This window comes from Nocardia sp. GTS18 (genome assembly GCF_013839555.1).
In the GTDB taxonomy this organism is placed as follows: domain Bacteria; phylum Actinomycetota; class Actinomycetes; order Mycobacteriales; family Mycobacteriaceae; genus Nocardia; species Nocardia rosealba.
The window spans coordinates 33,440-45,783 of record NZ_JACBIU010000037.1 but is presented as its reverse complement, the minus strand read 5'-3'; the positions used below and the strand labels follow the sequence as shown (position 1 = coordinate 45,783).

The window sequence follows — 12,344 nt, the reverse complement described above, 5'->3', positions numbered from 1 at the left end:
CCTGCGCTACGTGGTGTTCGGCGGTGAGGCGCTCGAACTGCGTCGTCTGTCGGATTGGGTTGCCCGCCACGGTGATTCGTCGCCGACGCTGGTGAACATGTACGGCATCACCGAGACCACGGTGCACGTGTCGTACCGCGCGCTCGATGCCGAAACCATCGCCGCCGCTTCGGGTTCCATCGTCGGACGCGCCATCGCCGGTCTGAGCGTGTATGTGCTCGACTCGCGTCTGCGCCCGGTGCCGGTGGGTGTCGCGGGTGAGATGTATGTCGCGGGACCGCAATTGGCGCGCGGCTACCTGGGTCGCCCGGATCTGACTGCCACCCGCTTCGTCGCGAGCCCGATGGGTGACGGCGAACGCCTCTACCGTTCCGGCGACCTCGCGCGCTGGAACCGTTTCGGCGAGCTCGAATACCTCGGCCGTGCCGACGATCAGGTGAAGGTGCGTGGTTTCCGCATCGAGCTCGGTGAGATCGAAGCCGCCGTGCTGTCGCACCCGGAGATCGCGCAGGCCGCGGTCATCGTGCGCGAGGACCAGCCCGGTGGTCAGCGCATCGTCGCCTACGTCGTCGCCGAAGGGCACAAGCTCGACCTCGACGAGGTCCGCCAGTTCGCCGCCGACCAGCTCCCGGCCTACATGGTGCCCTCGGCGTTCGTGCAGCTCGACGCCATCCCGCTGACCGTCAACGGCAAGCTGGACCGCCGCGCCCTGCCCGCACCGGTGTTCGAGGTGCGCGAATTCCGTGCTCCCACAACGCCGATCGAGCAGATCATCGCGCAGGTCTTCGCCGACGTGCTCGACCTGCCGCGCATCGGTGTCGACGACGACTTCTTCGAACTCGGCGGCAACTCGCTGATCGCCACCCAGGTGGTCTCGCGCGTCGGTATCGCCCTCGATACCCGCGTTCCGGTGCGGATGCTGTTCGAGGCGTCCACCGTGGCTGCCCTGGCCGCCCGTGTGGAATCGCAGGCGGGCGACGGCGCCCACAAGGCCCTGGTGGCGCGCGAGCGGCCCGAGCAGGTGCCGCTGTCGTTGGCTCAGCAGCGCATGTGGTTCCTCAACCGCTTCGACACCGCCTCGGCGGTCAACAACATCCCGGTGGCCATCCGCCTGTCCGGTGACCTCGACGTGGCCGCCCTGCAGGTGGCCGTCATCGACGTCATCGACCGGCACGAGTCGCTGCGCACCGTGTTCCCCGACTCCGGCAACGGCCCGGTGCAGGTGGTCCTCGACGCCGCCCAGATCGTGCCCGACCTCACCCCGTACCGGGTCACCGAGGAAAACCTCATCGATCACCTGATCGATCTGGCCTCGATGGCCTTCGACGTGACCAGCGAGGTACCGCTGCACGCACGGCTTTTCGAGATCTCGGACTCCGAATACGTGCTCGGCATGGTGGTGCACCACATCTCCGCCGACGGCTGGTCGATGGCGCCGCTCTCGCGCGACGTCATCATGGCCTACGCCGCGCGCACCTCCTGGGAGGCGCCGACCTGGGCCGAATTGCCGGTCCAGTACGCCGATTACGCGCTGTGGCAGCGTGAGGTGCTCGGGTCCGAGGACGACCCGACCTCGCTCATCTCCTCCGAGATCGACTACTGGAAGCGCGAACTCGCCGATCTGCCCGACGAGCTGGTGCTCCCCGCCGACCACCCGCGTCCGCCCGCCGCCAGCTACCGAGGCGGCACCTACAGCTTCGTGATCGCGGGCGAAACCCAGCGCGCCCTCATGGAATTGGGCCGCCGCTACAACGCCTCGCTGTTCATGGTGATGCACAGCGCCCTCGCGGTGCTGCTCGCGCGTTCGAGCGGCTCGTCCGACATCGCCATCGGCACCCCGGTGGCCGGTCGTGGTGACCAGGCGCTCGACGATCTCGTCGGCATGTTCGTCAACACCCTGGTGCTGCGCACCGAGGTGGACGGCGCCACCGCCTTCGCGACCCTGCTCGACCAGGCCCGCGAGACCGACCTGCAGGCCTTCGCCCACGCCGACGTGCCGTTCGAGCGGCTCGTCGAGGTGCTCAACCCGGCCCGTTCGCAGGCTCGGCACCCGCTGTTCCAGGTGATGCTGTCGTTCCAGAACACCAAGCAGGCCTCGCTGCAGCTGCCCGGCCTGTCGGTGAGCGGTATCGACTACGACGCCCAGCTGGCCAAGTTCGACCTGCAGCTGACGCTGACCGAGGTACAGGACACCGACGGCGAGGTCGGCGGCATGTCGGCCGAGTTCTCCTACGCGCTGGATCTTTTCGAGGAATCGACGGTCGCCGCGTTCGCCCGCCGTCTCGACAACATCTTCGCCGCGATCGTCGCCGATCCCGAGGTGCCGGTCGGCGACATCGACCTGCTCGCGCCCGAGGAGCACGCGCAGGTCCTGGTCGACTGGAACGACACCGCGCACGCGGTGCCGCACGCCACCCTTGTTTCCCTGTTCGACGCCCAGGTGGAACGCACCCCCGACGCGGTCGCGCTGGTCTTCGAGGCCGAGCAGCTGACCTACCGCGAGCTGCAGGAGCGTGCCAACCGCATCGCCCGCAGGCTGATCGCCGACGGTGTGGGCCCGGGTTCGCATGTGGCCCTTGCCATCCGGCGTTCCGCCGAACTCGTCGTCGCCATGTACGCGGTGCTGCAGACGGGTGCGGCCTACGTGCCGCTCGACCCCGATCAGCCCGCCGACCGCATCGGCCACATCATCGAGACCGCGGAGCCGCAGCTGGTGCTCACCAGCCGTCGCGACGGTTTCGAGGCCGAGGGTGTCACCGTGCACGCCGTCGAGAACATCGAGGCGCCCGCCGATTTCAGCGGCGCCCCGATCACCGACGCCGAACGGGTGCGTCCGCTGCGCGACAGCAACACCGCCTACGTCATCTTCACCTCCGGTTCGACCGGCCGCCCCAAGGGTGTCGCCGTCGACCACGCCGCGATCGTGAATCGGCTGCTGTGGATGCAGCACGAGTACCCGATCGACGCCACCGACGCGGTGCTGCAGAAGACCCCCGCCACCTTCGACGTGTCGGTGTGGGAGTTCTTCTGGCCCCTGCAGACCGGTGCGCGCCTGGTCGTCGCCAAACCCGACGGTCACCGCGACCCGGTGTACCTGGCGCAGATCATCGCCGAACAGTCCATCACCACAGCGCATTTCGTGCCGTCGATGCTGTCGGTGTTCGTGTCGACCCTCGGCAACAACGGCAACGGCGACGCGGTGCGCATGCGGCAGGTGTTCGCCTCCGGTGAGGCGCTGCCCGCGCCCACCGCGCAGCGCCTGCGTGAGCTGACCGGCGCCCGCCTGCACAACCTGTACGGGCCGACCGAGGCCGCCGTCGACGTGACCTACCACGAGGTCGTCGACGCCGACGTGGAGTCGGTGCCGATCGGCCGTCCGGTGTGGAACACCAAGGTGTTCGTGCTGGATTCGCGGCTGCACCCCGTCGCCTCCGGTGTCGCGGGTGAGCTGTATCTGGCGGGCGATCAGCTCGCCGTCGGCTACCTCAACCGGGCCGACCTCACCGCCGACCGCTTCGTCGCCAACCCGTACGGTCCCGCCGGTTCGCGCATGTACCGCACCGGCGACCTGGTCACCTGGACCCGCGATGGTGAACTGAACTACCTGGGCCGCACCGACTTCCAGGTGAAGCTGCGCGGCCTGCGCATCGAGCTCGGCGAGATCGAGGCGACGCTGCTGGCCCAGCCCGGTGTCGCGCAATCGGTGGTGGTGGTCCGTGCCGACGCGCACGCGGGCGATCAGCTCGTGGGTTACGTTGTGCCCGAACCGGGCTCGGCTCTCGATGTGGCCGCCGTCAAGGCCGGGCTCGCCGCCGAGCTGCCCGCCTACATGGTGCCCTCGGCGCTGGTGGTGCTCGAGGCGTTCCCGCTCAACGCCTCCGGCAAGCTCGATCGCAAGGCGCTGCCCGCGCCTGTGTTCGAGGCCAAGGTGTTCCGTGCGCCCTCGACGCCGATCGAGGAGATCGTCGCCGAGATCTTCGCCGACCTGCTCGGCGCCGAGCGCGTCGGCGTGGACGACGACTTCTTCGCCCTCGGCGGCAACTCGCTGGTCGCCACCCAGGTCGCGGCCCGTCTGAGCAAGGCGCTCGACGCCGAGGTCGGCGTGCGCACCCTGTTCGAGGCGCCCACCGTCGGTGCGCTCGCCGCGCGGGTGGAATCGCACGCGGGCACCGGCCTGCGCGCCGAACTCACCGCCCGTCCGCGCCCGGAGTACCCGCCGCTGTCGCTGGCACAGCAGCGCATGTGGTTCCTCAACCGCTTCGACGCCGAGGACACCGGCACCTACAACATCCCGGTCGCGGTGCGCCTGCAGGGCCTGCTCGACTTCCCCGCCCTGCGCGGCGCGGTCGCCGACGTGATCGCCCGTCACGAGTCGCTGCGCACCGTGTTCCCGTCGCACGACGGCACCGCCTACCAGAAGGTGCTCGCCGCCGCAGCCGCCATTCCGGACGTGGAACTGGTCGAGGCCGACGAGACCGACATGGCGGCCTCGCTCTACGAGTTCGCCCGCCGCGGCTTCGACGTCACCGCGAATCCGCCTGTGCGCCTTCGGGTCTACGAGCTGAGCGAACGCGAGCACGTGCTGGTGATGGTGGTCCACCACATCGCCTCCGACGGTTTCTCGCTGCGCCCGCTGGTGCGCGACCTGATGACCGCCTACGTCGCCCGTACCGCCAACGCCGAGCCCGGCTGGCCGCCGCTGGCCGTGCAGTACGTGGACTACGCGCTGTGGCAGCGCGAGGTTCTCGGCGACGAGAACGACCCCACCTCGCTGATCTCCGAGCAGCTCGACCACTGGCGCACCGCGCTGGCCGACCTGCCCGACGAGCTGCGCCTGGGCCACAAGTCGCGGCCCGCGCAGGCCAGCTACCAGGCGGGCACGCACCGCTTCGAGGTGCCGGGCGAACTCGTCGACGCCCTCAACCGCGTGGCCCACGAGCACAGCACCACTCTGTTCATGGTCGTGCACAGCGCGTTCGCCGTGCTGCTCGCACGCCTGTCGGGCACCTCCGACATCGCCATCGGCACCCCGGTCGCCGGTCGCGGTCAGCAGGCTCTCGACGACCTGGTCGGCATGTTCGTCAACACCCTGGTGCTGCGCGCCGAGGTCGACCCCGGCGTCACCTTCACCGAGCTGCTCGGCCAGGTGCGCGAACACGACCTGGCCGCCTTCGCCCACGCCGACGTGCCGTTCGAACGCCTCGTCGAGGTGCTCAACCCGGCCCGTTCGCAGGCGCGGCACCCGCTGTTCCAGGTGATGCTGTCGTTCCAGAACCTGGGCCGCACCACCCTGGAACTGCCCGGCCTGACCGTGTCGGAGCTGGGCATCGACCAGCACACCGCCAAGTTCGACCTGCAGCTCGCGCTGAGCGAGGTCCCGGCCGACGACGACAGCCACCTCGACGCCGAACTCGTCTACGCCACCGATCTCTTCGACGCCGCGTTCGCCGCCACCTTCGGCGCCCGCCTGCTGCGCCTGCTCGCCGCGATCGTGGCCGACCCGACCGCCCCCGTCGGCGACATCGAACTGCTCGACAATGCCGAGCGCGCCCTGGTGCTCGACCGCTGGAACGACACCGAATTCGCGGTCGACGCCGCGCTCAGCACCCCGAGCGACGACGACCCGGCCACCCTCAACGCGCTGTTCGAGGCGCAGGTCGCGCGCACGCCCGACGCGACAGCCCTCACGTTCGAGGGGACGAGTCTGTCCTACGCCGAGTTCGCGGTCCGCGTGCGCAAGCTCGCCCGCTGGCTCAAGGACGCCGGTGTCGGCCCGGAATCGTATGTGGCCCTCGGCATGCGGCGTTCGATCGACCTGCTGGTCGGCATGTACGCGGTGTCGGCCGCCGGTGGCGCGTATGTGCCGCTGGATCCCGATCACCCGGCCGAGCGCATCGAGCACATCCTCGACACCGCCCAGCCGGTGTGCGTGCTGACGTCGGGGGAGAGCCTGCCCGCGGCCGCCGGTCGCGAGGTGCGCATCGACCAGCTCGACCTGTCCGGCCACTCGGCCGAGCCGGTCACCGACGCCGACCGGCATCGCCCGCTGCGCTCGGGCAACACCGCCTACGTCATCTTCACCTCCGGTTCGACCGGGCGCCCCAAGGGCGTCGCGGTCAGCCACGCGGCCATCGTCAACCGCCTGGTGTGGATGCACGCCGCCTACGGGCTGGCCGCCGACGACGTGGTGCTGCAGAAGACGCCCGCCACCTTCGATGTGTCGGTGTGGGAGTTCTTCTGGCCGCTGCAGGTCGGTGCGCGCCTGGTGGTCGCCAAGCCCGACGGGCATCGCGACCCGGCCTACCTGGCCCGGCTGATCGTGGCCGAGCAGGTCACCACGGTGCACTTCGTGCCGTCGATGATGGCCGTGTTCGTCACCGAACCGCTTGCCGCCGACTGTGTCTCGCTGCGCAATGTGTTCGCCTCCGGTGAGGCGCTGCCCGCGCCGACCGCGCAGCGCCTGCGCGAACTCACCGGTGCCGCGCTGCACAACCTGTACGGCCCGACCGAGGCCGCGGTCGACGTGACCTTCCACGAGGTCACCGAGGCCGACACCGATACCGTGCCGATCGGCGCGCCGGTGTTCAACACCCGTCTGTACGTGCTGGATTCGCGGCTGCGACCCGTTCCGGTGGGTGTCGCGGGTGAGCTGTATCTGGCGGGCGTGCAGCTGGCCCACGGTTACGTGGGTCGCCCCGACCTCACGATGGACCGCTTCGTCGCCGATCCGTTCGCCCCCGGCGAGCGCATGTACCGCACCGGCGACCTCGTCACCTGGACTCCCGACGGCGAGCTGGAATACCTGGGCCGCACCGACTTCCAGGTGAAGCTGCGCGGCCTGCGCATCGAACTCGGCGAGATCGAGTCCGCGCTCACCGCGCTGCCGCAGATCGCGCAGGCGGTCGTGGTGGTGCGCGCCGACGAGCACACCGGTGACCAGCTGGTCGCCTACGTCATCCCGGAGACCGGACAGAGCGTCGACACCGATGCGACGAAGGCCGCCCTGTCGGCCGAACTGCCGGTGTACATGGTGCCCGCCGCGTTCATGGTGCTGAACGCCTTCCCGCTCAACGCTTCCGGCAAGCTCGACCGCAAGGCGCTGCCCGCCCCCGTGTTCGCCGCGCGGGTGTTCCAGGCGCCGGTCACCCCGGTGCAGCAGATCGTCGCCGCCACCTTCGCCGAGGTGCTCGGCGCGGGCCAGGTCGGCCTCGACGACGACTTCTTCGAACTCGGCGGCAACTCGCTGGTCGCCACCCGGGTCGCCGCGCGCCTGTCGGAGGCCCTCGACGCCCAGGTTCCGCTGCGCGCGCTGTTCGAGGCGCCGACCGTCGCCGCTCTGGCCGCTCGCGTGGAAACCGCGTCCGGCCGGGGCTCGCGCGTGCCGCTCGCACCGCGTCCGCGCCCGGAGCTGGTTGCGCTGTCGCAGGCCCAGCAGCGCATGTGGTTCCTCAACCGCTTCGACAACCGCACCGCCGTGAACAACATCCCGGTCGCCATCCGGCTCACCGGTGAACTCGACACGGCCGCACTGGAATCCGCCATCGCCGACGTGATGGCCCGGCACGAGTCGCTGCGCACCTTCTACCCCGAGATCGAGGGTGCGGGCTACCAGCAGATCCTGCCCGCCGACGAGGTCCGTTTCGCGCTGCCCGCCCAGCCGGTCGCCGCCGAGGATGTCGTCGCACGCGTGGTCGAACTGGCGAGCGTGCAGTTCGACGTCACCCGCGAGGTGCCGTTCCGCGCGAGCCTGCTCCGCGTCGACGAGCGCACGCATGTCGCCGTTCTCGTGATGCACCACATCAGCGGCGACGGTTTCTCGCTGCGTCCGCTGCTGCGTGACGTGGTGGTCGCTTACACCGAACGCGCCCGCGGTGAGGTGCCTGCCTGGGCGCCCCTCGAGGTGCAGTACGCCGACTACACGCTGTGGCAGCGTGAGGTGCTCGGCGAGGAGTCCGATCCCGATTCGGTCGCCGCGGGTCAGCTCGCCTACTGGACCGAGCAGCTGCGCGACCTGCCCGACCAGATCGAACTGCCCGCCGACCGGCCGCGCCCCGAGATCGCGACCAATGCCGGTGACCTGTACCGGTTCTCGATCGACGCCGAACTGCACCGCGCGCTCACCGAGATCGCCCGCGCGCGCGGCGTCACCCTGTTCATGGTGATGCACGCGGCCCTGGCCACCTGGGCCGCGCGACTGTCCAACAGCACCGATATCGCCATCGGCACCCCGATCGCCGGGCGTGGCGAACGTTCGCTCGACGATCTGGTCGGCATGTTCGTCAACACCCTCGTGCTGCGCAGCGAGGTCGACCTCGGCGGGCGCTTCGGCGACCTGCTCGAGCAGGTCCGCAAGGTCGACCTGTCGGCCTTCGCCAATGCCGACGTGCCGTTCGAACGGCTCGTCGAGGTGCTCAGCCCCACCCGCTCGCAGGCGCACCACCCGCTGTTCCAGGTGGCGCTCACCTTCGAGGCGGCCACCGCCGCCGACACCGGCACCGTGGCGCTCCCGGGTCTGGATCTCGACGTGGTCGACTTCGACCCGGGCACAGCCAAATTCGATGTGCAGCTCACCGTCGGCGAGGCCGCCGACGGCTCGCTCGCCATGTCCTGGAACTACGCGACCGATCTGTTCGACGCCGAGACCGTCGCCGCCTTCGGCGACCGCCTGGTCCGCATCCTGCGCACGGTGGCCGAGAACCCCGACGTGATCGTCGGCGACATCGACCTGCTCGGTGAGGCCGAACAGCGCGATGTCGCCCAGCGCTGGGTGTCCTCGGGCGCCGACGCCATCGCCCTGCCTGTGGTGCACGATGCCAGCACCCCCGCCGGCTACCGGCGTGGACTGTTCGGCAACCGGCACACCACCCTCGTCGACCTGTTCGACGCGGCCGCGGCCGCCTACCCGGACCGGATCGCCGCCAAGTTCGGCGTCGAATCGCTCACCTACGCCGAGCTCGACCGGCGCGCGAATGTGCTGGCGCGCAGGCTGATCGATGACGGCGCTGGTCCCGAATCGCTGGTCGCGGTGATCCTGCCGCGTTCGCTGGATCTGGTCGTCGCACTGCTCGCGGTGGTCAAGACCGGTGCCGGTTACGTGCCGGTCGACCCGACCTACCCGGCCGAGCGCATCGCCTACGTGCTCGAGGACTCGCGCCCGACCAGCGTGGTGCTCGACTCCACCGTCCAGGTGACGGTGCCCGCGCACCTGCCTTCGGTGGTCCTCGACGGCTTCGCCGTGGAGACCGGCAATGTGGAGGACGCCGACGACGCGCCCATCACCGACGCCGATCGCCTAGCACCGCTGTCGCCCGACAATGTCGCCTACGTCATCTACACCTCCGGTTCGACCGGCCGCCCGAAGGGCGTCGCGGTCGCGCACCGGAATGTGGTGCGGCTGTTCGCCAATACCGATCGCGACTTCGGCTTCGGCCCGCGCGATGTGTGGACGCTGTTCCACTCCTACGCCTTCGACTTCTCCGTCTGGGAGCTGTGGGGCCCGCTGCTGTTCGGCGGCTCGCTGATCGTCGTGGACTACTACACCTCGCGTTCGCCCGAGCAGTTCCTGGAACTGCTGCGGGTGGAGCAGGTGACGGTGCTCAACCAGACGCCGTCGGCGTTCTATCAGCTCGCCGAGGCCGACCGGAACGCCGGACCGGGCCTGGCGCCGCTGGCCCTGCGCTACGTGGTGTTCGGCGGTGAGGCGCTCGAACTGCGTCGTCTGTCGGATTGGGTTGCCCGCCACGGTGATTCGTCGCCGACGCTGGTGAACATGTACGGCATCACCGAGACCACGGTGCACGTGTCGTTCCGCGCGCTCGACGCGAAGACCATCGCGGCGGCGGCCGGGTCGGTCGTCGGCCGGGCCATCGCGGGCCTGAGCGTGTTCGTGCTCGACTCACGTCTGCGCCCGGTGCCGGTGGGTGTCGCGGGTGAGATGTACGTCGCGGGACCGCAATTGGCGCGCGGCTACCTGGGTCGCCCCGACCTCAGCGCCACCCGGTTCGTCGCCAATCCGCTGGCCGGCCCGAACCAGGCCGGTTCGCGGCTGTACCGTTCCGGCGACCTCGCGCGCTGGAACCGCTTCGGCGAACTCGAATACCTCGGCCGCGCCGACGACCAGGTGAAGGTGCGTGGTTTCCGCATCGAGCTCGGTGAGATCGAAGCCGCCGTGCTCGCCCAGCCCGGCATCGCCCAGGCGGCGGTCATCGTGCGCGAGGACACCCCCGGTGACCAGCGCATCGTCGCCTACGTGGTCGCCGACGCCGAGACCGAACCCGACCTCGACGCCGTGCGCAGCGGCGCCGCCGAACAGCTGCCCGCCTACATGGTTCCGGCCGCGCTGGTGCGGCTCGAGTGGATCCCGCTCACCGTCAACGGCAAGCTCGACCGCCGTGCCCTGCCCGCCCCGGCGGTGCAGGCGCGCGCTTTCCGCGCCCCGGTCACGCCGGTGCAGGAAACCGTGGCCTCGGTGTTCGCCGACGTGCTCGGACTGGACCGGGTCGGCGCCGACGACGACTTCTTCGACCTCGGCGGCAACTCGCTGATCGCCACCCGCGTCGTCGCCCGCATCGGCGCCGCGCTCGGTGCGACGGTGCCCGTGCGCGCCCTGTTCGAAGCGTCGACCGTGGAAGCCCTCGCGGCCCGGGTGGAATCGCACACCGGCGGCACCGCCCGCGCGGCGCTCGTCGCCCGTGAGCGCGCCGACGGCGAACTGGTCCCGCTGTCGTTCGCCCAGCAGCGGATGTGGTTCCTCAACAAGTACGACACCACCTCCTCGGCCTACAACCTGCCCGTCGCGATCCGCCTCACCGGCGACCTCGACGTCGAGGCGCTGTCGCTGGCGCTGGCCGACCTCGTGCGCAGGCACGAATCGCTGCGCACCCGCTACCCCGAGCACGGCGGCACGCCGGTGCAGCAAGTGGTTGCGGCCGAACGTATTTCGCTGGATCTGCGCCCGGTCACCATCGCTGCCGACCAGCTCTTCGAGACAGTCACCGAGTTCGTCTCCACCGGATTCGATGTGGCGGAAGAAGTTCCGTTGCGCGCCCGGTTGTTCCGCGTCGCGCCCGGGAACGACGGTGCACCCGCGAACGGCGTCGCGTCCACGCGCGACGGTGCGAGCGCGGCCCAGCTCGCCGGTTCCGGTGCGGCCGCCGAGCACGTGCTCGTCGTGGTGGTCCACCACATCGCCGCCGACGGTTTCTCCATCGCCCCGCTGACCCGCGACGTGATGCTGGCCTACACCGCCCGCGCCCAGGGCACCGCGCCCGGCTGGGCGCCGCTGCCGGTGCAGTACGCCGACTTCGCCGTTTGGCAGCGCGCGGTGCTCGGCACCGAGGACGACGCCGATTCGCTGATGGCGCGTCAGGTGGCCTACTGGCAGCGTCAGCTCGCCGGTGTCCCCGACGAACTCACCCTGCCCTTCGACCGGCCGCGCCCGGCCATCGCCTCGCTGCGTGGCGCGTCGGTGCACCGCGAGCTCCAGCCCGAGCTGATCGCCCGCCTCGACGAGGTGGCCCGTCGGCAGGGTGCCTCGCTGTTCATGGTCATGCACACCGCGCTCGCGGTGCTGCTGGCCCGGCTGTCCGGCTCCGACGACATCGCCATCGGCACCCCCATCGCCGGCCGTGGCGAGCAGGCCCTCGACGACCTCGTCGGCATGTTCGTCAACACCCTGGTGCTGCGCACCGGTGTGCGTCCGGGCGAGTCGTTCACCGACCTGCTCGAGCAGGCCCGCAAGACCGACCTCGACGCCTACGGCAATGCCGACGTGCCGTTCGAGCGCCTGGTCGAACTGCTCGCACCCGAGCGGTCGCAGGCCCGCAACCCGCTGTTCCAGGTGATGCTGGCCTTCCAGAACCTGGACCGCACCACCCTGGAACTGCCCGGTCTCGCCGTGTCGGCGCTCGACCTCGACGAGAGCGTCGCCCGCTTCGACCTCCAGTTCACCCTGTCCGAGCTGGGCGAACCCGGCCACGGCGGGATGGCGCTGTCACTGAACTACGCCACCGAACTGTTCGACGAGGCGACGGTCGACACCATCGCGACCCGTTGGGAACGCGTGCTCGAGGCCGTGGCCGCCGACGCCTCGGTGACCATCGGCGCGATCGACGTGCTCGACGCCGCCGAACGGGCCGACCTGGTGTTCCGGGTCGGCGCACCGCCGGTGCCCGCCCGCACCCTGCGCAGCCTCCTCGCCGACGCCGCCGCGGCGAACCCGACCGGCGATGCCGTCGTGTTCAAGGACGCGACGCTCTCCTACGCCGAGCTCGACGAACGCTCGAACCGCTTGGCGCGCTTGCTGATCGAGCACGGCGTCGGCGCCGAAGACCTGGTCGCCATCG

Annotated in this window: 1 protein-coding gene (cut by a window edge); it reads left to right on the top strand. The window is 70.3% G+C overall.

The window, feature by feature from the left end; all coding sequences use genetic code 11:
- The coding region annotated (locus HYG95_RS21750; RefSeq protein ID WP_370465878.1) for a non-ribosomal peptide synthase/polyketide synthase crosses the window boundary (this coding region is incomplete at its 5' end): on the top strand, positions 1-12,344 show 12,344 of its 38,860 nt. 26,516 nt of the annotated region lie beyond the right edge of the window.